The organism is Pseudomonas sp. KT_2_4 (assembly GCF_041410225.1).
GTDB classification, from domain to species: domain Bacteria; phylum Pseudomonadota; class Gammaproteobacteria; order Pseudomonadales; family Pseudomonadaceae; genus Aquipseudomonas; species Aquipseudomonas paracarnis.
Map to the genome: position 1 here is coordinate 4,590,001 of NZ_CP166962.1, position 25,107 is coordinate 4,615,107.

The 25,107-nt window shown below is 60.8% G+C and carries 19 protein-coding genes and 2 rRNA genes (1 of these 21 only partly in view); 12 read left to right on the plus strand and 9 right to left on the minus strand.

Annotated features, from left to right (window positions below; all coding sequences use genetic code 11):
* The 5 genes from AB9N64_RS21005 to AB9N64_RS21025 form a co-directional block, all read left to right on the plus strand.
* Nucleotides 1-1,704 (plus strand): 23S ribosomal RNA (locus AB9N64_RS21005); it begins 1,188 nt to the left of the window's first position.
* 156 nt (nucleotides 1,705-1,860) lie between these two features.
* A 5S ribosomal RNA gene (rrf, locus tag AB9N64_RS21010) occupies nucleotides 1,861-1,976 on the plus strand.
* A 191-nt stretch (nucleotides 1,977-2,167) separates the two neighbouring features.
* Nucleotides 2,168-2,827: a paraquat-inducible protein A gene (locus tag AB9N64_RS21015; RefSeq protein ID WP_014716779.1), complete on the plus strand. Its 660-nt coding sequence runs from the start codon at nucleotides 2,168-2,170 to the stop codon at nucleotides 2,825-2,827.
* A complete protein-coding gene (locus AB9N64_RS21020; RefSeq protein ID WP_019817033.1) occupies nucleotides 2,814-3,437 on the plus strand; it encodes a paraquat-inducible protein A in 624 nt (207 codons plus the stop codon). Before AB9N64_RS21015 ends, AB9N64_RS21020 begins: the two co-directional genes overlap by 14 nt.
* Nucleotides 3,430-5,733 (plus strand): PqiB family protein, encoded by a 2,304-nt coding sequence (locus AB9N64_RS21025; RefSeq protein ID WP_019817032.1) that lies wholly within the window; start codon nucleotides 3,430-3,432, stop codon nucleotides 5,731-5,733. Before AB9N64_RS21020 ends, AB9N64_RS21025 begins: the two co-directional genes overlap by 8 nt.
* 186 nt (nucleotides 5,734-5,919) lie before the next feature.
* Here AB9N64_RS21025 and mksF read toward each other — a convergent pair whose 3' ends face one another.
* From mksF to mksB, 3 genes are read right to left on the minus strand one after another with little or no spacing between them, the layout of a single operon-like run.
* Complete coding sequence (gene mksF / locus AB9N64_RS21030; RefSeq protein WP_014716782.1) at nucleotides 5,920-8,760, minus strand: Mks condensin complex protein MksF; 2,841 nt, start codon at nucleotides 8,758-8,760, stop codon at nucleotides 5,920-5,922.
* Nucleotides 8,757-9,464, minus strand: coding sequence for an Mks condensin complex protein MksE (gene mksE, locus AB9N64_RS21035; RefSeq protein WP_014716783.1), 708 nt, complete (start codon nucleotides 9,462-9,464; stop codon nucleotides 8,757-8,759). Before mksE ends, mksF begins: the two co-directional genes overlap by 4 nt.
* A complete protein-coding gene (gene mksB / locus AB9N64_RS21040) occupies nucleotides 9,454-10,731 on the minus strand; it encodes an Mks condensin complex protein MksB (protein WP_014716784.1) in 1,278 nt (425 codons plus the stop codon). Before mksB ends, mksE begins: the two co-directional genes overlap by 11 nt.
* A gap of 187 nt (nucleotides 10,732-10,918) precedes the next feature.
* Between mksB and AB9N64_RS21045 the strand changes: the two genes are divergently transcribed.
* The gene (locus AB9N64_RS21045; protein WP_014716785.1) at nucleotides 10,919-11,665 is read left to right on the plus strand and encodes a hypothetical protein; all 747 of its coding nucleotides are present in this window, start codon (nucleotides 10,919-10,921) and stop codon (nucleotides 11,663-11,665) included.
* Nucleotides 11,658-12,110, plus strand: a complete 453-nt coding sequence (gene rimI / locus AB9N64_RS21050; RefSeq protein ID WP_003188286.1) for a ribosomal protein S18-alanine N-acetyltransferase — start codon at nucleotides 11,658-11,660, stop codon at nucleotides 12,108-12,110. The genes AB9N64_RS21045 and rimI overlap by 8 nt, the downstream gene beginning before the upstream one ends.
* Nucleotides 12,111-12,229: 119 nt before the next feature.
* Here rimI and AB9N64_RS21055 read toward each other — a convergent pair whose 3' ends face one another.
* Nucleotides 12,230-12,634: a hypothetical protein gene (locus AB9N64_RS21055; protein WP_014716786.1), complete on the minus strand. Its 405-nt coding sequence runs from the start codon at nucleotides 12,632-12,634 to the stop codon at nucleotides 12,230-12,232.
* A 138-nt stretch (nucleotides 12,635-12,772) separates the two neighbouring features.
* On the opposite strand from AB9N64_RS21055, the gene can reads away from it, so the two are divergent.
* Nucleotides 12,773-13,417: a carbonate dehydratase gene (can, locus tag AB9N64_RS21060; protein ID WP_003188288.1), complete on the plus strand. Its 645-nt coding sequence runs from the start codon at nucleotides 12,773-12,775 to the stop codon at nucleotides 13,415-13,417.
* Here can and AB9N64_RS21065 read toward each other — a convergent pair.
* From AB9N64_RS21065 to AB9N64_RS21080, 4 genes are all read right to left on the minus strand, one after another.
* A complete protein-coding gene (locus tag AB9N64_RS21065; protein WP_014716787.1) occupies nucleotides 13,414-13,929 on the minus strand; it encodes a hypothetical protein in 516 nt (171 codons plus the stop codon). The genes can and AB9N64_RS21065 overlap by 4 nt on opposite strands.
* A gap of 135 nt (nucleotides 13,930-14,064) precedes the next feature.
* The gene (locus tag AB9N64_RS21070; protein ID WP_020301435.1) at nucleotides 14,065-15,234 is read right to left on the minus strand and encodes a hypothetical protein; all 1,170 of its coding nucleotides are present in this window, start codon (nucleotides 15,232-15,234) and stop codon (nucleotides 14,065-14,067) included.
* Between the two features lie 119 nt (nucleotides 15,235-15,353).
* Entirely contained in the window at nucleotides 15,354-17,054 is a 1,701-nt protein-coding gene (gene acpA, locus AB9N64_RS21075; protein WP_032902204.1) for an acid phosphatase, read from the minus strand.
* Between the two features lie 194 nt (nucleotides 17,055-17,248).
* Entirely contained in the window at nucleotides 17,249-18,667 is a 1,419-nt protein-coding gene (locus tag AB9N64_RS21080) for a short-chain fatty acid transporter (protein ID WP_032902206.1), read from the minus strand.
* A gap of 186 nt (nucleotides 18,668-18,853) precedes the next feature.
* Here AB9N64_RS21080 and AB9N64_RS21085 point away from each other — a divergent pair, with 186 nt between their 5' ends.
* A complete protein-coding gene (locus tag AB9N64_RS21085; protein WP_020301437.1) occupies nucleotides 18,854-20,143 on the plus strand; it encodes an MFS transporter in 1,290 nt (429 codons plus the stop codon).
* A gap of 3 nt (nucleotides 20,144-20,146) precedes the next feature.
* Here the strand turns inward: AB9N64_RS21085 and AB9N64_RS21090 are convergent, their stop codons facing one another.
* Nucleotides 20,147-21,517, minus strand: coding sequence for a gluconate:H+ symporter (locus AB9N64_RS21090; protein ID WP_054921773.1), 1,371 nt, complete (start codon nucleotides 21,515-21,517; stop codon nucleotides 20,147-20,149).
* Nucleotides 21,518-21,734: 217 nt separating this feature from the next.
* Here AB9N64_RS21090 and AB9N64_RS21095 point away from each other — a divergent pair, with 217 nt between their 5' ends.
* The 3 genes from AB9N64_RS21095 to AB9N64_RS21105 all read left to right on the plus strand — a co-directional run bounded on the left by AB9N64_RS21095 (nucleotide 21,735) and on the right by AB9N64_RS21105 (nucleotide 25,102).
* The gene (locus AB9N64_RS21095; RefSeq protein ID WP_038448769.1) at nucleotides 21,735-22,640 is read left to right on the plus strand and encodes a cation diffusion facilitator family transporter; all 906 of its coding nucleotides are present in this window, start codon (nucleotides 21,735-21,737) and stop codon (nucleotides 22,638-22,640) included.
* Nucleotides 22,641-22,749: 109 nt separating this feature from the next.
* Entirely contained in the window at nucleotides 22,750-23,976 is a 1,227-nt protein-coding gene (locus AB9N64_RS21100) for a TolC family protein (protein WP_014716793.1), read from the plus strand.
* A 19-nt stretch (nucleotides 23,977-23,995) separates the two neighbouring features.
* Complete coding sequence (locus tag AB9N64_RS21105; protein WP_103451378.1) at nucleotides 23,996-25,102, plus strand: efflux RND transporter periplasmic adaptor subunit; 1,107 nt, start codon at nucleotides 23,996-23,998, stop codon at nucleotides 25,100-25,102.
* Nucleotides 25,103-25,107 lie beyond the last annotated feature (5 nt).

Sequence of the window (25,107 nt, forward strand, 5' to 3'; positions counted from 1 at the left end):
TGTAAGCCTGTGAAGGTGAGTTGAGAAGCTTGCTGGAGGTATCAGAAGTGCGAATGCTGACATGAGTAACGATAATGGGTGTGAAAAACACCCACGCCGAAAGACCAAGGTTTCCTGCGCAACGTTAATCGACGCAGGGTTAGTCGGTCCCTAAGGCGAGGCTGAAAAGCGTAGTCGATGGAAAACAGGTTAATATTCCTGTACTTCTGGTTATTGCGATGGAGGGACGGAGAAGGCTAGGCCAGCTTGGCGTTGGTTGTCCAAGTTTAAGGTGGTAGGCTGGAATCTTAGGTAAATCCGGGATTCTAAGGCCGAGAGCTGATGACGAGTTACCTTTCAGGTAACGAAGTGGTTGATGCCATGCTTCCAAGAAAAGCTTCTAAGCTTCAGGTAACCAGGAACCGTACCCCAAACCGACACAGGTGGTTGGGTAGAGAATACCAAGGCGCTTGAGAGAACTCGGGTGAAGGAACTAGGCAAAATGGCACCGTAACTTCGGGAGAAGGTGCGCCGGTGAGGGTGAAGGACTTGCTCCGTAAGCTCATGCCGGTCGAAGATACCAGGCCGCTGCGACTGTTTATTAAAAACACAGCACTCTGCAAACACGAAAGTGGACGTATAGGGTGTGACGCCTGCCCGGTGCCGGAAGGTTAATTGATGGGGTTAGCTAACGCGAAGCTCTTGATCGAAGCCCCGGTAAACGGCGGCCGTAACTATAACGGTCCTAAGGTAGCGAAATTCCTTGTCGGGTAAGTTCCGACCTGCACGAATGGCGTAACGATGGCGGCGCTGTCTCCACCCGAGACTCAGTGAAATTGAAATCGCTGTGAAGATGCAGTGTATCCGCGGCTAGACGGAAAGACCCCGTGAACCTTTACTATAGCTTTGCACTGGACTTTGAATTTGCTTGTGTAGGATAGGTGGGAGGCTTTGAAGCGTGGACGCCAGTCTGCGTGGAGCCATCCTTGAAATACCACCCTGGCAACTTTGAGGTTCTAACTCAGGTCCGTTATCCGGATCGAGGACAGTGTATGGTGGGTAGTTTGACTGGGGCGGTCTCCTCCTAAAGAGTAACGGAGGAGTACGAAGGTGCGCTCAGACCGGTCGGAAATCGGTCGTAGAGTATAAAGGCAAAAGCGCGCTTGACTGCGAGACAGACACGTCGAGCAGGTACGAAAGTAGGTCTTAGTGATCCGGTGGTTCTGTATGGAAGGGCCATCGCTCAACGGATAAAAGGTACTCCGGGGATAACAGGCTGATACCGCCCAAGAGTTCATATCGACGGCGGTGTTTGGCACCTCGATGTCGGCTCATCACATCCTGGGGCTGAAGCCGGTCCCAAGGGTATGGCTGTTCGCCATTTAAAGTGGTACGCGAGCTGGGTTTAGAACGTCGTGAGACAGTTCGGTCCCTATCTGCCGTGGACGTTTGAGATTTGAGAGGGGCTGCTCCTAGTACGAGAGGACCGGAGTGGACGAACCTCTGGTGTTCCGGTTGTCACGCCAGTGGCATTGCCGGGTAGCTATGTTCGGAATAGATAACCGCTGAAAGCATCTAAGCGGGAAACTAGCCTCAAGATGAGATCTCACTGGAACCTTGAGTTCCCTGAAGGGCCGTCGAAGACTACGACGTTGATAGGTTGGGTGTGTAAGCGCTGTGAGGCGTTGAGCTAACCAATACTAATTGCCCGTGAGGCTTGACCATATAACACCCAAGCAATTTGCGAACTCGAGAGAGACCAGATTGCGGTGTGTGAAGACGCAATGAACCGAAAGTTCGACGCTCACAAAACACCACGATCTATCACATACCCAATTTGCTGAAGCGAGGCCAGCTGGCCACGACTCAGTACCCGAATTTCTTGACGACCATAGAGCATTGGAACCACCTGATCCCATCCCGAACTCAGCAGTGAAACGATGCATCGCCGATGGTAGTGTGGGGTTTCCCCATGTGAGAGTAGGTCATCGTCAAGATTAAATTCCGAAACCCCAATTGCGAAAGCAGTTGGGGTTTTGTTTTGGGCGCTCGAAAAGTGTCCGCCTTGTCCCCGCACGCCTGTCCGCCCCCACCTGCGACCTGACTGGCCCGACAAATTTGCACAGTTATTTCTGAGCGACACCACTAGAATAGCCACCTAACCATTATTAGAGTCAGAGCCCTATCTATGCCCGATCCGGTTGATGCCCGCGAGGTGTCGGATTTACCGCTGGACGACCTGGTGGCATGCCATGAGTGCGACTTGCTGATGCGCAAACCAACGCTCGCCCTCGGCGAAAAAGCCCAATGCCCACGTTGTGGTTACGAGCTATACGCTCATCGGCACAATGTGGTCGAGCGCAGCCTCGCCTTGGTACTGGCAGCCCTGCTGCTGTACATCCCCGCGAACTTTTTGCCCATCATGCAGCTCAATCTACTCGGGCAGTCCTCGGAGGACACCGTGTGGAGCGGCGTGGTCGGCCTGTTCGATACCGGTATGCAAGGCGTTGCCGCCGTAGTGTTCCTGTGCAGCATGGGCATCCCCTTGCTTAAGCTCCTGTGCCAATTGGCAGTGCTGCTCAGCATTCGCTGGAACATCGGTCGCAACTACGGGCTGCTGCTATACCGCATCTACCACCACATGAAGGATTGGGGGATGTTGGAGGTCTACTTGATGGGTGTGCTGGTGGCGATCGTAAAGCTCGCCGATATGGCCTCCATCACCATTGGCCTGGGTCTGGTCTGCTTCGTCAGTTTATTAATAGTCCAAGTTCTGCTTGAGGTGGTGATGTCACCTCATCAGATCTGGCAAGCGCTGTCAGGAGAGGATGACCATGCGGGCGATTGATGCAGGCATTCTGATTTGTACCGAATGCCATGAGTTGAACAAGCAGGAAGCGGATACCGATGAGCAACTCTGCACCCGTTGCGGCGCGTTGATCCATGCCCGTCGCCCTAATAGCCTTACACGCACCTGGGCACTGTTGATCACCGCCGCAATCCTGTATATCCCCGCTAACCTGTTACCCATCATGACGGTCAGCTCCCTCGGCCAAGGCGACCCCAGCACCATCATGTCGGGTGTCATCCAATTGGTGCAGCACGGGATGTTTCCTATCGCTGCCGTGGTGTTCATCGCCAGTATCCTGGTACCGACCTTCAAGTTGGTCGGCATTGGCTTGCTGCTGTTCTCGGTGCAGCGTCACCAGCCACTGTCCGCGCAACAACGCATTGTGATGTATCGCTTTATCGAATTCATTGGGCGTTGGTCCATGCTGGATATTTTCGTGATCGCCATCCTGGTGGCGGTCGTTAACTTTGGGCGACTCGCCAGTGTCGAGGCCAACCTCGGCGCTGCGGCGTTCGCCAGTGTGGTGATCTTGACGATGCTTGCCGCAGTAACTTTCGATCCCCGACTGATTTGGGATAACACGGAGTCGGACGACGACCATGAGTGATTTGCCTAAAGCTAAAACCCGCCCAGCCTCTAACTGGTCGGCCATTTGGGTGTTGCCCCTGATTGCCCTGATCATCGGTGGCTGGCTGGGGTGGCGTGCCTATTCCCAGCAAGGTATCGAGATTCAAGTTCGCTTTGAGAGCGGTGAAGGCATTCAGATCAACAAGACCGAAGTGGTCTACAAAGGCATGACCGTGGGCAAGGTCAAAACCCTGGCCCTGGATGACGAGGGCAGCAATCGCGGGGTGATCGCCACCATCGAGATGAACAAGGACGTTGAGCAGTACCTGAAGACCAACACCCGCTTCTGGTTGGTCAAGCCCAGCGTCAGCCTTGCCGGCATCACCGGCTTGGAAACCCTGGTTTCAGGTAACTACATCGCCGCCAGCCCCGGTGACGGCGAGCCCACGCGCAAGTTCAAGGCGCTCTCCGAAGAACCGCCGTTATCCGACGCCAAGCCCGGCTTGCACCTGACCCTCAAGGCCGATCGCCTGGGCTCGCTGAACCGTGGCAGCCCGGTGTTCTACAAGCAGATTCAGGTCGGCCAGGTTAAAAGCTACCTGCTGTCTGAAGACCAGAGCACCGTCGAGATCAAGGTCTATATCGAGCCGACCTACGCCAACCTGGTGCGCAAACACACGCGTTTCTGGAATGCCAGCGGCATCAGTATCGACGCCAACCTTTCCGGCTTGAAAGTGCGCAGCGAATCCCTCTCCAGCATTGTCGCCGGAGGTATCGCCTTCGCCACTCCTGAAAACCGCAAAGACAGCCCGCCCACCGACCCGAGCCTGCCTTTCCGCCTATACGAAGATTTCGATGCCGCCGCAGCGGGGATCAAGGTCAAGGTCAAGCTCACTGACTTTGAAGGCCTGCAGGCCGGGCGTACGCCGGTCATGTACAAAGGCATCCAGGTCGGCAGCCTGAAAACCCTGAAGATCGATCCGGACCTGTCCAGCGCCAGCGCCGAGCTGACCCTCGATCCATTGGCTGAAGATTACCTGGTCGAAGACACGCAATTCTGGGTGGTCAAGCCGTCCATCTCCCTGGCAGGCATCACTGGCCTGGAGGCCTTGGTCAAGGGCAACTACATCGCGATTCGCCCAGGCGACAAAGGCACCCCGCCACAACGCGAATACGTAGCCCGCGCCAAGGCCCCGCCTTTGGACCTGCGTTCCCCGGGGCTGCACATGGTGCTGCTCACCGACAGCCTGGGCTCGTTGGATGTCGGCAGCCCGATTCTGTACAAACAGGTCAAAGTCGGTTCGGTGCAGAGCTACCAGTTTTCACGCAAGAAAAAACAGCTGGTGATCGGCGTTCATATCGAGAAGGAATACGAAAGCCTGGTCAACGGCTCGACGCGCTTCTGGAATGCCAGCGGCGTCACCCTTACGGGCGGCCTCACCGGCGGCATCCAGGTCAAAAGCGAGTCCCTGGCCAGCCTGATGGCGGGTGGTATCGCCTTCGAAACGCCGGAACCGAATGTGCCATTGAAACATCGCATCCCGCGCTTTCGCCTGTATGCCGACCGTGATGCCGCCAACCAGCACGGCACTCTGGTGACCATCAAAGTCGACCGCGCCGACGGCCTGAGCGCCGGCACACCGGTGCGCTTCAAGGGGTTGGATGTCGGCAAGATCGAAAGTGTCGACCTCAGTGCCGACATGCAGTCGGTGCTGCTCAAGGCGCGTATCACTCAGGTCGCGGACCGCATTGCGCGTACGGGCAGTCAGTTCTGGGTGGTCAAGCCGGAACTGGGCCTGATGAAGACGGCTAACCTGGAGACCCTGGTCACCGGCCAATACATCGAAGTGCAACCGGCCGCGAAAAATGCCGGCCCGCAAAAGAGTTTTGTCGCCCTGGCCCAGCCGCCCGAAGCGGTGCATCAGGAGGCTGGCCTGAGCCTCACACTCAGCGCCGCCCGCCGTGGTTCGCTGAAGGAAGGGGTACCGGTCACCTACCGTGAAGTGACGGTGGGTAAAGTCACCGGCTACGAGTTGGGCCAGACCGCTGACCGCGTGCTGGTGCACATCCTGATCGAACCCAAGTACGCGCCGCTGGTACGCAGTGGCAGCCGCTTCTGGAACACCAGCGGCTTTGGCCTCGACTTCGGCTTGTTCAAGGGCGCGACCGTGCGTACCGAGTCCCTGGAAACGCTGGTGGCCGGCGGGATCGCCTTTGCCACCCCGGATGGCGAGCGCATGGGTAACCCGGCACGGCCGCAGCAGACGTTCCCGTTGTTCGACAAGTTTGAGGATGAGTGGCTGACCTGGGCGCCTAAGATTCCACTCGGTAAATAAACCGAGGCGCGGCTATCGCGGGCAAGCCCGGCTCCCATAGTTGGAATGCATACTTGCTGAAAATGCATATCCCTGTGGGAGCCGGGCTTGCCCGCGATGAGGCCCACAAACACACCGCAAATCCCAAACCGAAAAAAAGGCCGCGATCCAAAGGATCGCGGCCTTTTTGCCTTTCAGTACAACCCGTCAGACCTCATCCAGCTCCGGCTCGTCCGCCTGTACATTCATCGTCGCCTTCACCACATCATGGCGACGGATGTACTTCCAGTCCGCCTCATCGATGTAGATCCCGTTCGGCCCGCTGCCGCCTTCCAGGTCAATCGCCACCTGGGCAGAGACCTGCGGCTTTACACTCGCCAGGATCGGCACGAAGCCCAGCTGCAAGCTGGTTTCCAGCAAGGCGGCCTGGTTCTTCTCATCGATGTCTGCCGCTTCATCGAGGTAGTACGGCAACCGTACGCGACCGGCCTGGTCGCGGTCCATCAAGTGCAGCAACAGGTACATGTTGGTCAGCGCCTTGATGGTCATGGTGGTGCCGTTGGACGCAGCGCCGTCGATGTCGGTATGGATCACCGGCTGGCCGTTGACCTTGGTGATCTCGAACGCCAATTCGAACAAGTCCTTGAGGCCCAACTGGTTATGGTTGGCGGCTACCAGGCGAGCCAGGTATTCCTTGGCTTCTTCGTTCTTGTTGTCCTGTTCGGCGCTCTGGCTGAGGTCGAACACCGAGAGGGTCTCGCCTTCTTCATACTGACCGGCACTGTGGATGATCTGGTCGATATGCTTGAGGGCTTCCTTGTTCGGCGCCAGCACGATGCGAAAGCTCTGCAGGTTGGACACCTGGCGCTTGTTGATCTCGCGGTTGAACAGCGCCAACTGGTGTTCAAGGCTGTCGTAGTCGCTGCGGATATTGCGCAGGGTACGGGCGATATCGGTGACCGCCGCACGACGTGCCTTACCAAGCGTCAACGCCTCATCGGTGCGGTGCGCATAAGCGTTGATCAGCAGCTGCAGGCGACGCTCCATGTCATCTTCGCTGTCGAACTTGGCCACGCCCTTGAGACGCACCTGGGCGTACAGCGCTTCGATCTGGCCATCGGCGCGCAGCAAGCCCTGCCAACTGTCCTGATAGTCATTGAGCAGCGGCAGCAGGTTGTCCATGGAGTCGTCGACCGGGTCCATGAATGGCGTGCCGAACGGCAGGTCCGCCGGCAAGAGCTGACGACGGCGCAAGGCGTCATCCAGCGTGCGTTGCTTGGCTTCCATATCGCCGATCTGGCGGCCGACCAATTGCAGCTTGGCCGACAGTTGCTGGACGCGCTCGGTAAAGGCATCGCTGGAACGTTTCAACTCGTCCTGGGCGGCTTCCATCTGCGCCAGGTTTTCCAGCTTCTCGCCTTCTTCGGCGCTCAGGGTCTGGGTGCGGCGGAAGTCTTCCAAAGCCTTCTGGGCGTCCAGCACCTGCTGGTACAGCGCTTCGGTCTGGGTCTTGCTTGCAGCGCGGTCGGACGCCACGGCCTGCTGGGTTTTCAGTTGCTTGAGTTCTTTTTCCAGACGTTCTTTCTGGTCACGCAACGCGGCGCGGTCCGCCAGGGCTTGCAGTGCCGGCGGCTCGATGTGGGAGATATCGATGGACAGCCCCGGCACTTCAAAACGCTCGCCCTTGAAGCCATCGAGGATCTGCTCCAGGGATTTGACCCACTGGCCGTCCTCGTCCAGCGTGATGCCATGTTCGCCCAGCGGCAGGCTGAACAACGAGCTGTTGAACAGGCGCATCAGGCGCTCGACATCCTGCTGCGAGAACTCTTCGCGCAGCTTGGCGTAGCTGTTGTTGTCCGCGTGATCGAGCTGCTGCTTGACCGACTTCAAGCGCTTTTCCAGGTCGCGCAGGCGCTCGTCCAGGTCCTCGGCGCTGAACTGTCGCGACTGCGCCAAGGCGCCCGCCAGTTCATCGTGGGCGTCTTTGGCGGCGAGCAGTTGTTGCTCCAGCATCTTGACGTCATCCACCAGGGCAAAGCGATGCTTGAGCACCGACAACTCGCCCAACCAACGCTGGATGCCGCTGATTTCGCGCTCCAGGCGCATCAGCTCCTGTGTGCCGCCGCGCTGGTCGTTTTGCAGCGCGTCCTGCTCGTTGCGGTAGTGTTCGGCCTGGATGGTCAGCTCTTCCTTGCGCGCACTGGCGTAGTCCGACCAAGTGCCCAGCAATGAATCCAGCAGTGGCGACAGGCGATGCAGTTTGCCGCGCAGGGCGTCGCGCTGTTTCACGCCATTGGCCAAGGCTTCAACCAAGGGGCCGGCTGCCACCAGCGAGTTGTAGTCCTGCTCCATGCGTCGCACATCGCGGAAGGCTTCTTCACAGGCTGCGATGTAATCGACACTGCCCGAACGCAGGCTGTGTTCGAAGGCATCAAGGAACAGTTGCTTGAGCTTGGCCGCGGTGATTTCGCGCATGTGTAGCAGGTTGATAAACAGCGCGCGGAACGTCTTCAGGCTCTGCTCGCTGGTGGAGCGCAGCGGAATCAGGGTCAGGTCCAGCGGGATCGACGTATGCCCGCCTACCAGCAAGCGCCGCAGCTCATCAGGCTTGAGTTCGTAGGCTTTGAGGCCCTCGCGCTCAAGGTTGGTGAACAGCTCTTTCTGGCGCAGGCAGGTGTCGTTTTTCTGGTAGTGGGCCAGGTCCAGCTTGCCGGCGTAGGCAAAGAACTGGTGACCAAAGCCGCCGCCCGGGCCGCGGCCGACCACGCCGATGACGTGGGGGCCGTGGGGCAGCGAGACTTCTACCAGGATGTAGCTGGTGTCGGTGGCAAAGTAGAAGCGCCGTGATTGTTCCAGGGTGTACTTGCCGAAGCTCATGTCCGACATACGTGCCAGGATCGGGAACTGCAAGGCGTTGATCGAGGCGGATTTACCCAGGTTGTTGGCGCCGTACACCGACAGCGGTTCTTCCAGCGGGAACAACCCCAGGCTGTAACCGGCGGTGTTCAATAGGGCGAAGCGGCGGATGCCGTAGCGTTCCTTACTCATGCGTCGGTCTCCTGTTCTTCGGCAATGGCACGGGCCAGGGCATCTTCTTCGCTTTCCTCAGTGAAGGCGCTCAAATCCAGCGGGTCATCGGTCTTCAGCAGTTTCTCATCGCTGTCTTCGTCGATAATCACCGGTGCTGGCAGTGGCAGTACGCTGTGCACGCTGGCGGCGAGGTCGCGGTCTTGCTGCACCGACAGGCATACATCCAGGAAGCGGTGCATCGGCGGCAGGAAGCGGTAGATACCGTTGTCTTCGCTGGCAAAACCCAGTTGGGTCATGCGGCGCATGATTTTTTCTTCGAGTTCTTCCTGGGTTTGCACCTCGGCCTGGATAAACAGGTCACGGTATTTCTCCAGCAACGAAGGCAATTCATCACGGCCCAGGCTGCCGCCGTCGAGCACGGCAACCGGGTCGCGGCCTTGGTCGGCCAGGTGTTCGACGATGATGAAAGTAAACAAGGCCAGGCGCTGGGCGGTTTTGTTCACCTGCGCGGCAGCCACGGCGGTGTCCGGGACGAAGTAGTAGAAACCGCGGGTATCGCATACCAGCTCAAAGCCCAGCGCCTTGAACAGCGTGCGGTACTGGTCCTGGAAGTTCGACAATTGCGCGTACAGCTCCGGGTCGCGGCGGCTGACGTGGTAACCCTTGAACAGCTCGCGAAAGATCGGCGCCAGTTGGGACAGTTCGGATAGATCAAGATGCATAAGGCGTGCTCGCAGAATTCTCGGTGGCATCGACGCCGGCCGGGAGCAGGGCGAAGGAGCGCAGGCTGACCTGGTGCTCGTGGGTGTGGTAATCGCGACGTTCCAGGCGCTCGCGCTTGAAGCGTTTTTCCCGGGACAGGCGCGAGAACCAGTACAGCAATTCATCGGTGGCGCCGTCCGGTTCCTGCTCCAGCAGCCAGGTCATCAGGTCCGGCATTGGCAACGCGTCTTCGCAGCGTTCAAGCATTTCCTTGACCGTACGCGGTGCGCGCGGGGCTTCGCCTTTGTGCGACTTGTGCGCCTTGGGGAAACGCGCCGGTTTCGGCTCGAAATTCGCCAAGGCGTACACATAGGCTTCGACCTGGCTGGCACTGCCCAGGAAGGTACTTTGCGGCCGCGTGAACATCGGCATCGCCGCTTGCGGCACCGCGTCCAGGCCTTTGCGGCGAATCGCCGACAGGGCCAGCGCCGCACCGCGAGTCACGGCGTTATGCCGGCGTGCTTCTTCACGCAGCGGCAGCAGCAACTCCCGTGCATGGCGCAAGGTCAGCTGGGCGCTGGTTTGCATTTCGAGAATGCGTGCGTGGGTGCGCAGCAGCATGTCGTCGTCCACCAGGTGGCCAAGACGCTGTTGCTCGGTGAGCATGCGCAGCAGCACGTTTTCCACCTTACGCACGCCTTGCTCGAAGGCGCCGTCGGCGTTCACCAACTGGATCATCGGCTCGACGTATTCGTCCCAGGTCGCCAGTACTTCGGCGTAGCGCTGGCGCAACGGAATCTGGCGGTCGCTGGTCTTGGCGCGGTCAGCCACGGCGGCGAGGGCCTGTTCGTCGTTGGCAAGTTTTTTCAGCACGTCGCGCACGCGCATATCCAGCAGGCGCAGTTGCCGAGCCAGGTCATGGCCGTCGCGGATGTCGAAGGCGTCCTGGATATAACCGGCCAGGCGCTCCAGGTGGCGCAGGTAGGCTTCGATTTCCAGGCACAGGCCAAGCCGGTGCTCCTTGCGAAGATAGGCGAGGAAGTCGTGGATCTGCGCGTTGAGCTCGAAACGGTTCGGGCTCTTGGCGACAGGTACCAGGATATCCAGGCGAATCCACACGTCCAGCAGGCTGGTGATGTCCTGGGGCGTGCTGTCCAGTTGTTGGGCGGCCAATTGCGCGCGCAGCTCGCCCAGGCTCAGGGTGCCTTGGTCGAAGTGTTCGCACAGAGGCTCAAGTAAGGCCCAGTGTTCGGCGAGGGCGCGCAGGACGCGCTTGGGTTCGATCATGGGAATGGCCGGCTGGTTGGCGATTAAAAGTCGCGATTGTACTGCATCAGGCGCGGGATTTATCCACAGCCGGTCAGTGCGCAGTGGGCGATTGTGGCCGAACAGCGGTAGAATCCCCGCTCTTTACTTATCCACAAGTGGCCGAGCTGTGCTTATCGAGTCCCGACGTCGCGCTTACTTGACCGCCATGCAGGTGGTCAACTGGCTGCCCCGCACCGAACTGCCGTTTGCCGCACCATCGCGGCCCGAGTTGTTGCAGGCGCTTGAGCCCTACGAGGCGTTCGAGTCGTCGGGAGAAGAGGCGGCCGCGCCCGTGGCGGTGGTCAAACCCACCCCAGAGACGCGCCCGGCGGTCGAGCGGGCCAAGATCGAAGTGCCGCGCCCTGCGCCGGCGACCAAGGCTGCCAAGGTGGTGGAGGAGGCTGCGCCGGTGGCCAAGGCGCCCGTGGTGCCGCCGCCACGCTTTGCCCTGCAATTGCTGCGGGCCGGGCGTTGCCTGTTGCTGGTGGAACTGCCGACCGGCGAGCGTTTCCAGTCCCGCGACCCGGCCTACCTGTTGCTCAAGGACATGCTGCGCGCCGCCGGCCTGCCTGACAGTCCTCAGATAGTCGGTGAGCCGGTGCGCTGGCCGCTGCTGGTGCGCGGCACCATGGACCAGGGCCCGGAGGCCGCACGAGATTTCGTCCAGGGGTTTGTCTCGGCACGCCTGGAAGACGAGCCCTGCGTGTGCCTGTGGCTGATTGGCCTGCCCGCCGTGCGGTTTGCCGGTGAAGCCAACGCTGAGGCCTGGTACCGCGAGCTGCAGGTTGAAGGCCTGGGGTCGGTGTGGGCCCTGCCGGGCCTGGAATTATTAATGGAAGAGCCACAGCGTAAGGCTGATGTCTGGCAAGCCATGCGCCGGCTGATGGCGCGCTGGAAAACAACTGATGAGTGAGGCTTTATCCTTTCGCCCGATGACCGAGGCTGACCTCGACGCCGTGCTGAAAATCGAATACGCGGCGTTCAGCCACCCCTGGACCCGCGGGATTTTTCTCGACGGGCTGGGCAAGTACCAGATCTGGCTGATGTTCGAAGGCGAGCAGCAAGTGGGGCATGGGGTAGTGCAGATCATCCTCGATGAAGCGCACCTGCTGAACATTACCGTGAAACCGGAAAACCAGGGCCGTGGTTTGGGCCTGGCGCTGCTGGAGCATTTGATGTCGCGTGCCTATGCCGCCAATGCGCGAGAATGCTTCCTCGAAGTGCGGGACAGCAATACCGGCGCGTTTCGCCTGTATGAGCGTTATGGCTTCAACGAGATCGGCCGTCGCCGGGATTACTACCCCGCTGTGGGTGGCCGCGAAGATGCAGTCGTGATGGCCTGCACCCTGGTTGATTAAATACACAGCCCCCTATGTGCAGAGCCTCTGTGGGAGCAGGGCTTGCCCGCGATGCAGGCACCTCGGTTTTCAAGTAACGCCGCAGTGATACCATCGCAGGCAAGCCAGCTCCCATAGGGTCAGCGCTTGCCGTTCAGTGGGTCCAGATCAGCCAGTTCCGCCTCATCCAGCCCACTCCCGCCGCCAATGTCATTTTCTCCCACGACGCTCAAGTCATAGTCGGCGGCATTGTCTTCGCCTTCCTCCTGCGCATCTCGTGCGCCGTCCTCACGGATCAGCGTCTGCGGGCTCATATCGTCATCGGTGGATTCATGATCATCCGTCGAAGCGCCGGTCAGCCCGGCTTCGCGCACCCGTTCGTCGGGCATCAGATGGTCGCGCTCACGGCGCGGCAACTCGTCGCCGATTTCCGCAGTCTGGTCCTGCTCGTCAAAATCCAGCTCGCGCATCTCACCCATGCGGTCTTCGTTGTCATCGATCGGTTCCGGCTGTGTTGCGCCGTAGGGACGTCGTGATTCAGTCATGGCCAATCCTCATACTGTGGGGCTTATAGTGTGTGGACAGGCATGGCAGCCAAAAAATTCAAGCTAATTAGCGCCTGGCGTGACCCGGACGAGGGCTTGTCAGTCACAAACCTGCGCATCATTCCTGAGGCTTCCCTGATGAACGAACTACAAGACCTGCTTGATAACAACGAACGCTGGGCGGACGCGATCAAACAGGAAGATCCCGAATTCTTCGCCAAGCTCGCCCGCCAGCAGACCCCGGAATACCTGTGGATCGGCTGCTCCGATGCCCGTGTACCGGCCAACGAGATCGTCGGCATGTTGCCCGGTGATCTGTTTGTGCATCGCAACGTCGCCAACGTGGTGCTGCACACTGACCTCAACTGCCTGTCGGTGATCCAGTACGCGGTGGACGTGCTCAAGGTCAAACACATCCTCGTCACCGGTCACTACGGCTGTGGCGGCGTGCGTGCGTCGATGCAGGACCGCCAGTTCGGCCTGATCGACGGCTGGCTGCGCACCATTCGCGACCTTTACTACGAAAACCGCGATGTGCTGGCCCAGTTGCCGACCGAAGAAGAGCGTGTGGACCGCATGTGCGAGCTCAACGTGATCCAGCAGGTGGCCAACGTCGGCCACACCAGCATTGTGCAAAATGCCTGGCATCGTGGGCAGAGCCTGTCGATCCATGGCTGCATCTATGGCATCAAGGACGGTCGCTGGAAGAGTTTGAACACCACCATCAGTGGCTTCGAGCAACTGCCGCCGCAATACCGCCTGCGTCCGTTGGGCGAAGCCTAGAGCCGTTTGTTTTCGTGCCACCAGGCCAGGCCTTGGGCGTTCAACGGCTCTTTGCTGCCGGTGATCCAACCCCGGCAGTTCAGCTCGCCGCAATGGCAAGCGAACTGCCGGTACAGCGCGTCTTCGGTTATGGCGTAATCCAGGGTCAGCAGGCTGCCTGCGGTAATGGTGTTCAGGGTCCATAGTTCCATGTACGTGGTGTCCAGGAGCACGTTGGGCTTGCAGGAGTGCCGTATCAGGCCGCAGAACCAGCTATCGTACAAGTGGATACGCGACGACAGTTGCAGCGTATGCGAGCGGCGCTCGCTGACTGCGTAGCCTGAAACCAGGGCGATGCGTACTCGACTGTCAAAGTCGATGCGCGCCTTGATTCCACCCCTCTTGCCATTAGGGTATCGCACGACCTTGAATTGTGCGGTCGAGGGGTAACCCTGTTCCACCTGCAGCGTCTCAAAGGGATAGAGGCCGTCATTCACAGCCGCTTTAGCCTTATCCATGGCTCGAGTTTTCATCACTCTCCTGAACGGGGCTGCATGGACCTGCGGACCTGGCGGCCAGTCTTGCAGCAAATGGGCGCGGCCCAAGATTCGCCGAAGTGGGATCCGATTTCTACTGTCAAAGTTGACAGTAGAAACGGTTTATTCACCTTAAAGCGCAGGGGCCGTGACGGTGGGGGCGGGGGCGGCATTTCTCAGCTGTTTCAACTGCGCCTTGATGGGCGCTGTGGCGCACTTGGCGTTGGCCTGCTCGGGTGTCAGGTGGCGCACCGAGGTGTAGAACAACTCACACGTCTGCTCCTTGCGCGTGACCTGCCACGTGTTCTGGCAGGCCTTGAGCAATACATTGGCATCGCTGGCGGGCTTCTGGCCCATGCCGGCTTGCCAGCAGGCGGCGCTCAAGTCCTGGCCCATCACTTTCAAGCCGGCGTCGTCGGCTTTTTGCTCGTCACCGTCATAGCTGTCGGGGCTGGCGGCATACCAAATGTAGCTGGGGTGGTTGGCGCCCAATACCGAGACGGTTTTGCCAGGCTCCGGGCTGATCTGCGCCAGGCTCAGCACGCCCACGGTTTGCCCGTATTGTTGCTGGATCCAGCTACGCACCGGCGCGCCGAAGGCCACCATCGGCAATGCGCCGCCAGGGCGCAGGCTCAGCTCCTTGACCATGCGGGTCTGGTAGTCGGTGAAATACCCGTAGACGGTTTCCAGGTCTTTGCCGGCATTGGACGGCGCAGCGATGGGCGCGATATCGATGATGGTCTGGTACGCCGGCGTTTCCGTGGCCGGTACGCCATTTTCGCTTAACAAGGTGGCCCAGCGGTCGGTGGTGGCCGATTCCAGGTAATCCTGAGCCTGGGTCAGCGAGTAATCCGGAGGGAAGTGCAACAGCTCAATGCTTTTGCGGTTTTCCAAGGCCATGCCTAACGGCAGGAACAGGTACCAGTTGTAGGCCCATTTGCCATCGCTGTTGAGCTGGCGCGCACCTTGGTAAGCCAGGTCGGCGGTATTGAGCAGCGTGGTCAGTGGCTGGCCGTAACCGTCTGGCACGCCGCTGAAGGTCGCCATGACCTGACCGTCGTGGGTCTTCACACTGACCTTGGCCCGGCTGTAACCATCACGTTGCAGGCTCTGGTTCAAATAGTGTTCGGCGGTCTGCTCCAGTGACCATGGCCGAAAGCAGATCACGTTGCAGTTATTGGGGTACGCGAACAACTGGGTGACGCGCTGCGTGCTGCCCAGTGGCACCTCGATGTCGGCCTGTACGACCGCACTCGCCAGTAGTGCGGCGAGGGTGAAGGACAGCCTGGTCGGTTTAAACATAGTCAATTCCTTGTCAGCGAAGCCCGTCTGCGCGGGATGGAAGCCCACCTGCACACAGTAGCGGCTGACCAGGAAAATCGCGTGTTAAATCGCCCGGCATGTCGTTATTGGATAAGCCCCTACAGGCTGAACTGCAGAGCATTGCTCAGATCGCCCATGGGCTTCTGGCCGCGCGCGATCATCGCGTCATCACGCTGCTTGAGGCCGTCCAGGGTCTCCAATTGGAACACCCGGGTGATCAAACGCAGGATCGATGCCGTGTCGTACACCGTATGGTCCACCGTGCCTTTGCGGGCAAACGGCGACACCACCAGCGCCGGCACCCGCGAGCCTGGGCCCCAGCGGTCACCCTGGGGCGGCGCCACGTGGTCCCACCAGCCGCCGTTTTCATCCACGGTCACCACCACCACCATGTTTTTCCACTGCGGGCTTTCTTGCAGCACCTTCAAGGCGCGGGCGATATGGCGGTCGCCCGAGGCCACGTCGGCATAACCGGCGTGCATGTTCAGGTTGCCCTGGGGTTTGTAGAAGCTCACGGCGGGCAGCTTGCCGGACTGGGCGTCGGCGAAGAACCGGTTGGTGCTCGACTCATCGCCCAAGCCACCGTCGCGCAAGCGCTTGGCACGTTCTGCGGGGTTTTGCGGCCCTTGCTGTTTGAAGTAATTGAACGGCTGGTGGTGGTACTGGAAATTCGGGATCTTGGGGATGCCGCCGGAGTCCTTGAACTGCTCCAGGGTGGCTTGCCACGCACCGGCGTACCAGGCCCAGTCGATGTTCTTCTTCGACAGCTTGTCGCCAATATGCTCGTGGGTTTGCGGCACCAGCACATTGGGCAGGTCGGGCTTGGAATAATCCGGGTTCTGCGGGTCGCGGATCCAGGTGGGCCAGTAGGGCGGGGCCAGGGTGTTTACCCCGTAACCATCGGGTGTCAGTGCGCTGGGGCCGAATTGCGGCGGGCCGGTCATGGCGCTGGCCGGTGACGTGTCCAAGGGTTTGAGGCGTGTGCCGCGAGGGTCATCGCTTTGCAGCGTGGCGATCTGCGCTTTGGCCACCGACTGCGCGGCATTGGGATAAAACGGCGCGGTGGCGCTGATCAGGTACTGGTGGTTAAGGAACGAACCACCAAACGCGCCCTGGAAGAAGTTATCGCACAGCACAAACTCCTTGGCCACGTCCCACAGGCGCAGGGCATAACGGCTCTGGGCGTAATGGCCCATCACCAGCCCACCGGAATCACCCCAGGCGACAAAACCATCATTCTTGCCGCCGTTGATCTGCATCTGGTTCTGGTAGAACACGTGCCACAGGTCGCGGGTCACCAGGCTCAATGGCAGGTCTTCGCCCTGCGGGCCTTTGAGGGCGAAGGGTGCGTTGGGCAGGTTTTGCTGAAATTGCACTTCACTGGGGTAAGTCACCCCGTCCACCGTTTGCGGGCCGACCTGCAACACACCGCCCCAGCTCGGTGGCAGGGCAGGCAATACGCTGCCATCGCGGTCGCGCTGCTGGAAGTCCTTGGCGGTTAACGCCGACAGCGGTTGCTCCACCCCGGGGAAATCTGCAAACAGGTTGTTGAAGCTGCGGTTCTCGGCGTAGATCACCACCACGGTCTTCACCTGCTCGCGCAATGCCTTATCCAACTCCTGAGGCGTGAGCGGCCGGGTCACGGGTGGGCTCGGTGCTTCGCTGGTATTGCCGCAGGCACTCAAAGTCGCACCCACGCCCAACACCGCCGCACCGCCGAGGAAGCGCCGGCGGCTGGTGTCTACCGTCGGTTGGATGGCGGAATCGGAGGAGGGAAGGTCTTCGTGCTCATCACTCATTGCGGGGGAGTCCTTGGCGAGATGTTGCAAGATATTTCGCAGGACGGTAGCAACGGAATGTGACGGAACAAAGACAGGTTTAAGAGCGCTACAAAACAAACTGTGGGAGCGGGCTTGCTCGCGAATGCGATGGATCAGTTAATGAATCCGCTACTGACACTCCGCATTCTCGAGCAAGCCCGCACCGACCCCTTTTAAGGCATCACAGGCGGCAAATACTTCAGCGTCGTTCCCAACGCCCACAGCAGAAACAACACCAGCGGCGTATGCACCAGCAACTGCACAAATGAAAACCCGATCAAATCCCGCGCCTTCAGGCCCAGCACACCCAGCAACGGCAACATATAAAACGGGTTGATCAAGTTCGGCAGCGCCTCGGCGGCGTTGTAGATCTGCACCGCCCAGCCCAGGTGGTATTGCAGGTCATTGGCCACTTGCATCACATACGGCGCTTCGATGATCCACTTGCCGCCACCCGAGGGGATGAAGAAGCCCAGCACTGCCGAGTACACACCCATCAGCAGGGCGTAGGTGTCGTGGGAGGCGATGGAGGTGAAGAACGTCGAGATATGGTGCGCCAGGGTCTGGCCGTCGCCTCCCTTCACCACCGTCATCAGTGCGGCGATCGAACCGTACAGCGGGAACTGGATCAGCACGCCGGTGGTGGTCGGCACCGCACGGGCCACGGCATCGAGGAAGCTGCGCGGGCGCCAGTGCAGCAGCGCGCCCACCATGATGAACAGGAAGTTATAGGTATTGAGCCCCGAGATGGCGCTGATTGCCGGCTTGGTCGAGAACTCATGGAACAGCCATCCGGCCGCCAGCAACGCCAGCAGAATCGTCAGCAACGGGCTGTGTTCCAGCCATTCACCGGGGCGCGTCGGCGCCTGCGGCTTGGGCAGGTTGAAGGCCGGGTCAATGCCGCAGGCCTTGGCATCCCGGGCGCTGTTGGGGCCAGGCGCGGTGGCGTAGGCGATGATCAGCGACACTACGATCAGCGCCAGCAACAGCACGCCGGATTGCCACAAAAAAATGGTCTCGGTGAACGGGATCATCCCAGTGATCGACAGGATCGACGGCGGCAAGCTGGCCGGGTTGGCCTGCAACTGCGCGGCCGACGACGACAGCCCCAGCGCCCATACGGCACCCAGACCCAGGTACGCCGCAGCGCCAGCGGCGCGGTAGTCCATGCGCAAGTCCGTGCGTCGGGCCAATGCCCTTACCAACAAACCGCCGAACACCAGGGACAGGCCCCAGTTAAGCAATGAAGCCACCATGGAAATCAACGCCACCCAGGCCACGGCCGAACGGCCATTCTTGGGAATACGTGCCAGGCGGTCGATCAATTTTATTGCGGGTGGTGAGCTGGCGACCACGTAACCGCCGATCACCACAAAGGCCATCTGCATGGTGAACGGGATCAGGCTCCAGAACCCATCGCCAAATGCCTTGGCCGCTTCGGCCGGTGCGGCGCCCATGCCCAGGGTCGCGACGGCGACGATAATCACGGCAAGGGCGGCAAACACCCAGGAGTCAGGAAACCAGCGCTCGGCGAAGTTGGAGCAACGCAGGGCAAATCGGGCATAGCGGCTGTCTTCGATAGCATCGGCCACGAGTCTTTCCTCTTGTAGTTATTATGGGGTTTGGCAGTTTTACGGCATGTTCCTCTACGGCCATTGATTTGGGAATGTAGTTATCTTCAACGATCAATGAGGAAAACAAATATATCCGCCGCGATTGCCATCGATGGGCTCAGCTCATAACCTGCACGCCATTTTGTTTGTCTGCCGAGCCTGCACATGACTGCCACCTTTTCCCCACGGGCGCAGCGTTTTTCCCGCTCCGACTACAAAACCCTGGGCCTGGCCGCCTTGGGTGGAGCCCTGGAAATCTACGACTTCATTATCTTCGTGTTCTTTGCGCTGACCCTCAGCCAACTGTTCTTCCCCCCAGAAATGCCCGAGTGGCTGCGCCTGCTGCAAAGCTTTGGCATCTTCGTCACCGGTTACCTCGCCCGTCCACTGGGCGGCATCCTGATGGCGCACTTTGCAGACCACCTGGGACGCAAGCGCGTCTTCAGCCTGAGCATTCTCATGATGGCCTTGCCCTGCCTGCTGATCGGCGTCATGCCGACCTATGCGCAAATCGGCTATTTCGCCCCGCTGATCCTGCTGGCGCTGCGCGTGCTGCAAGGCGCAGCGGTGGGCGGCGAAGTGCCCAGCGCCTGGACCTTCGTCGCCGAGCACGCGCCGCGTCACCATCGTGGCTATGCCTTGGGTTTTTTGCAGGCCGGCCTGACCTTCGGTTACCTGCTGGGGGCGCTGACCGCCACTTTGCTCGCGCAAGTCTTCACCCCCGCCGAGATCCTCGACTACGCCTGGCGCTTCCCCTTCCTGCTCGGCGGCGTATTCGGCGTGATCGGCGTATGGCTGCGCCGCTGGCTCAGCGAGACCCCGGTATTCCTAGAGATGCAGGCGCGTCGCCAGGCCGCTGCCGAAATGCCCTTGCGCACCGTGCTGCGCGACCATCGCGCCGTGCTGCTGCCGGCGATGATCCTCACCTGCGTGCTGACGTCTGCCGTGGTGGTGCTGGTGGTCATCACCCCGACCATGATGCAGAAAACCTTCGGCATGAGCCCCAGCCACACCTTCGCTCTGAGTGCCCTGGGCATCGTCTTCCTGAATATCGGCTGCGTCCTCGCTGGCCTGCTGGTGGACCGCATCGGCGCGTGGCGCGCGGTATTGGTCTACAGCCTGTTGCTGCCGGTGGGCATTGCGCTGCTGTACGCCAGCCTGATCGCCGGCGGCGTGTGGCTCGGCGCGGCGTATGCCGTGGCGGGCCTGAGTTGCGGCGTGGTGGGCGCGGTGCCGTCGGTGATGGTCGGGCTGTTTCCGGCGCAGGTGCGGGTGTCGGGCATTTCCTTCACCTACAACATTGCCTACGCACTCTGGGCAAGTACTACACCGTTGTTGTTGATCGCGCTGATGCCAACCAGCCCGTGGATCTGCGTGGGGTATTGCGTGGTGATGGGGGCGGTTGGGGTAGCGAGTGTGGCGCTGTTTGGCAAGCGCCACACCTTGGCCGCCTGAGGGTCAGGTCAGGAAGTGCCAGAGCAACAAGGTACCCACCAACCCAACCACCGAAACAATCGTCTGCAGCACCGACCACACCCAGATCGTCTGCTTCAACTGCAAGCCAAAGTACTCACGCACCATCCAGAACCCGGCGTCGTTGACGTGGCAGAAGAACACCGAGCCGGCGCCGATGGCCAGGGCGACCAATGAGCTTTGAGTCGCCGCCAACCCGGCCATCATCGGCGCGAGGATGCCGGCGGTCGTGGTGGTGGCCACGGTGGCCGAACCGGTGGCCTGGCGCAGGGCCACGGCAATCAGCCAGGCCAGCAGCAAGTAGGGCATGTGCGCGCCTTCGGCGACTTTGCTGATGGTCTGGCTGACGCCGGCGTCCAGCAGGGTTTGCTTGAGGCCGCCGCCGGCGCCGATGGTCAGCAGCAGTACGGCGATAGGCGCCAGGGCTTTGCGCAGGGTGTTGCCGACGTCGGCGCGTGGCATGCCCGCCGCCCAACCCAGGCAGACGACCGCGGCGATTACGGCCAGGCCGAGGGCGACCAGCGGTTCACCGAGGAATTTCAAGGTCAGGGCGAGGGTGCTTTCCGGCGCCAACGCGACTTTGGCCAAGGTGCTGCCGAGCATCAGGATCACCGGCAACAGAATGATCAGCAATGACACACCGAAGCTCGGCTGGCGCGGGGCCTTGGGCGGTGCGCTGAACAAGGCGCCGATATCCGCCGGTTCATCCACGTGCAGGCGCTTGGACAGCCAGTTGCCATACAGCGGCCCGGCCAGGATCACGGCCGGCACCGCCAGGCAAAAGCCCAGCAACATGGTCAGGCCCAGGTCGGCGTGCAATGCGCCCACGGCGATCAGCGGCCCCGGATGCGGCGGCATCAAGGCATGCAGGGTGGTCATGCCCGCCAGCGCAGGGATGGCGATTTTCAGCAATGGCTGGTTTGAACGCTTGGCCATCACAAAGATGATCGGCACCATCATCACCAGGCCCACTTCGAAGAACAGCGGCAGGCCGATCACCATGGCAACCAACGCCATCACCCAGGGCAATGACTTGCCTTTGCCCAGCCCGAGCAACGTGGTGGCAATACGGTCGGCCGCGCCGGATTCGGCCATCAGCGCGCCGAGCATCGCACCCAGGGCAATGATGATCCCGGCTTCGCCGAGAATCGCCCCGGCGCCTTTACTGAACGCCTTTGCCACTTCTTCCGGCGGCAGGCCGGCGCCGACCCCGGCGATAAAGGTGCCGATCAAAATCGACAGGAAGGGCGGCAGTTTGGTCGCGCTGATTAGCACAATGATGCTGGCGATCGCCAACAGCACGCAGAGCATGAGGCGGGTGTCGTGAACCATCCACGCGGCAGTCGATAACTCCAAGACGGGACTCCTTATCGAGCAGGTTGGCTAATGTGTTTCTTTTTGTTTCAGCCTGAAAAGCATACCTGATAGCGCTCCCCCAACGCGTGCATGAACGATTTTGGTGCGCCCGAAGCTAACGACGCTCTGGCGCTCAGATGACAATTTTGCAAACCATGCCAGTGGAACTGGCCTATAGCTCTATGATCCGCCCCATCCCAACCCACGAGGACATTTCATGAGCGCAGGACACAGCCACGCCCAAGTACGCGCCGGCCACGAACGCAAGTTATGGATCGCCCTGGGGCTGACCGGCAGTTTCATGCTGGCCGAAGTCATCGGCGCCTTTGTCACCGGCAGCCTGGCGCTGTTGTCCGATGCAGCGCACATGATGACCGACGCCCTGGCCCTGGCGATTTCCCTGGTGGCGATCCAGGTCGCCAAGCGCCCGGCAGACCGCAAGCGCACCTTCGGTTATGCGCGGTTCGAGATCCTGGCGGCCGCCTTCAATGCATTACTGCTGTTCGCCGTGGCGTTCTACATCTTGTACGAGGCTTACCAGCGGCTGCAGGTGCCCGCCGAAATCCAGTCCACCGGCATGCTGGTGATTGCGCTGCTGGGGCTGGTGGTCAACCTGATCTCCATGCGCCTGCTCAGCGCTGCCAGTGGCGAGAGCCTTAACGTCAAGGGCGCCTACCTGGAAGTCTGGAGCGACATGCTGGGCTCCGTCGGCGTGATCATTGCCGCGCTGGTGATCATGTTCACTGGCTGGGGTTGGGTTGACTCCGTGGTCGCGGCCGCCATCGGCTTTTGGGTATTGCCGCGCACCTGGACGTTGCTCAAGGCGAGCATGAACATCCTGCTGCAAGGTGTGCCGGAGGGTGTGGACATCGAGCAGGTGGAGCAGGCCATCCGCAGCGTGCCGGGGGTCAGGGACGTGCACGACCTGCATATCTGGGCCCTCACCAGTGGCAAGAACGTGCTGAGTACGCATCTGGTCGCGGATGCGTCCCAGGGCACTGAGCAACAGATCCTCAGCCGAGTGACGGAGTTACTGCACGAACAGTTCGATATTTCCCACGCCACGATCCAGGTCGAGGGCGAGGGTTTTCAACATGACGATCACGACGAAGTGCATGCCTGAGCCTGGCTAACGGATTTGTAATCTTTCGCCCACGGCCCTGATAAGTACCGAAAGCTACATTGCCCCCGCTGGGAAACCTCAGCGACTTCATGGACGTGGAACTCTCGTTATGGCAATTTTTGTTAGAACACTGTTGGGGGCGGCGGCATTGGTAGTGTGGATATCCGCAAACGCCGCCCAGACACAACCCCTCACCCTCGATGCTGCCTTGCAAACCGCCTTCGCCAACAACCCGGACCTGGCGGCCGCACAATGGGAAATCGACATCGCCGAAGGCGGCCGCCAACAGGCCGGCTTGATCCCCAATCCGGTGGCCTCCTGGGACGCCGAAGACACCCGCCGCAACAGCCGCACCACCAGCATCAAACTCAGCCAGACCCTGGAACTGGGCGGCAAGCGCGGTGCGCGTATCGAAGTGGCCACCCGCGCCCAGGATGCCGCCGCGCTGACCCTGGAGCAGCGCCGCAACTTGTTGCGCGCCGAGGTCATCGACAGCTACTACGGCGCCCTGCGCGCCCAGGAACGCCTCGACCTGGCGCAACGCTCCATGACGCTTGCCGAACGCGGCCTGGTGGTCGCCAACGGGCGCGTCACTGCTGGCAAGTCGTCACCCGTGGAAGCCACTCGCGCCCAGGTGCAGGTGTCGCAAATCCGTCTGGAATTGAACCGCGCACAGATCGGCCTCACTGACGCCTACCGTCGTCTGGCCACCAGCACCGGCAGCGCCGCCACCGACTTCCAGGTCGTCGCCACGCCAAGCACTTCCGTACCGGCGTTACCCGCCGCCGCGCCATTGTTGGCACGCCTTGAGCAGACCGCCGAATTGCGCCTGGCCGAACTCAACATTGTGCAGAACGAAGCCAGCGTGGGCCTGGAAAAAGCCCAGCGCATTCCGGACCTGGACGTGTCCATCGGCAGCCAATACGACGCCAGCGTGCGCGAACGGGTGAACCTGGTGGGCGTGTCGATGCCGATCCCGTTGTTCAACCGCAACCAGGGCAACATCCTCGCGGCCACCCGACGCGCCGACCAGGCCCGCGACCTGCGCAACGCCGCGGAGCTGCGCCTGCGCACCGAAACCCGCCAGGCCCTGGACCTGTGGCAGACCGCGAATACCGAAGTGCGCGCGTTCAACCAGCAGATCCTGCCCGCCGCACAAAGTGCGGTAGACAGCGCCACCCGTGGCTTCGAGATGGGCAAGTTCAACTTCCTCGACGTGCTCGACGCCCAGCGCACCTTGATCGCGGCCCGCACCCAATACCTTGCGGCCACCGCCCAGGCCACCGAGGCCTGGGTACGCATCGAACGCATTTACGGCGACCTCGCCCGCTTTTGATTTTTCCTGGAGTCTCCTGATGAACAAAAAACATGGCATGGCGCTCGCCGTCGCCCTGGGCCTGATGCTTTCCGGCTTCGCCCACGCCGAGGAAGAAGAAGGCAAGCTCGAACTCACCGAGCAGCAGATTCAAGCCGCCGGCATCCAGTTGGCCCAGGCGCAACCGCGTGCCATCAGCACCGTGCTGACGCTGCCGGGCGAGGTGCGTTTTGATGAAGACCGTACCTCCCACATCGTGCCCCGTGCGGCGGGCGTGGTGGAGGCGGTGAAGGTCAACCTGGGCCAGTCGGTGAAGAAGGGCGAACTGTTGGCGGTGATCGCCAGCCAGCAGATTTCCGACCAGCGCAGCGAATTGGCCGCCAGCGAGCGCCGGGTCGAACTGGCGCGCACTACCTTCAAGCGCGAGCGTCAGTTGTGGCAGGACAAAATCTCTGCCGAACAGGATTACCTGCTGGCGCGGCAAACTCTGCAAGAAGCCGAAATCGCCCTGAACAATGCGCGGCAAAAAATGACTGCGCTCAGCGGCACTGCCGTATTGGCCGGCGGCAATCGTTATGAACTGCGTGCGCCCTTCGCCGGTGTGGTGGTGGAAAAACACCTGGGGGTGGGCGAGGTGGTCAGTGAAACCAGCAATGCCTTCACCCTCTCGGACCTGTCCCAGGTGTGGGTCACCTTCGGCGTATTTCCCAAAGACTTGAACAAGGTTCGCGTGGGCAAACCGGTGAAAGTCAGCTCGACGGAAATGGGCACCGAAGTGCTGGGTACCGTGGCCTATGTGGGCAACTTGCTCGGTGAGCAGACGCGCACCGCTACCGTGCGGGTGACGGTCCCCAACCCTGACGACGCCTGGCGCCCGGGCTTGTTCGTGGCCGTGCAAGTGGCCACCGATACCTACCAGGCCAAGGTGACCGTGCCGCAAACCGCTATCCAGACCGTCGAGGACAAACCCTCGGTGTTTGTGCGCACGGCGGACGGCTTTATCACCCGCCATCTTGAACTGGGCGTCAGTGAAAACGGTTACGTCGAAGTGCGTAAAGGCCTGGAGGCCGGCGCGCAGGTGGCGACGGCTGGCAGCTTCATCCTCAAGTCCGAACTGGGCAAAGGCTCGGCCGAACACGCCCATTGATCCTG